Here is a 234-nt window from a genome sequence, read left to right on the forward strand (position 1 = left end):
GCCTGCGCGGCCTGCTCGCGGACCTGTCGGCGACGCGCGCCCGCCTCGGGGTCACCCCGCGCGAGACCGCGATCGGCGTGTTCGCGCTCAAGGAGGGGCTGTACGCCCTCGCGGCCGACGGGCAGGGCACCGGCCTCGCCGACCTCATGACCCTGGTCCGGCTGGTCGGCGACCTCGGCCTGTTCACCTTCGAGTCCTTCGCCGCGGCCCGGGAGGCCATCATCGCCGGGCCGG

The 234-nt window shown here is 76.5% G+C and carries 1 protein-coding gene; it reads left to right on the forward strand.

What is annotated here, in order from left to right; genetic code table 11:
* Positions 1-234: RsbRD N-terminal domain-containing protein (locus KVT14_RS21515; protein ID WP_217617402.1), on the forward strand; the 234-nt coding region annotated here is incomplete at both ends.

Origin of the sequence: Cellulomonas sp. GbtcB1 (genome assembly GCF_019091725.1) — a bacterium.
GTDB lineage: Bacteria > Actinomycetota > Actinomycetes > Actinomycetales > Cellulomonadaceae > Cellulomonas.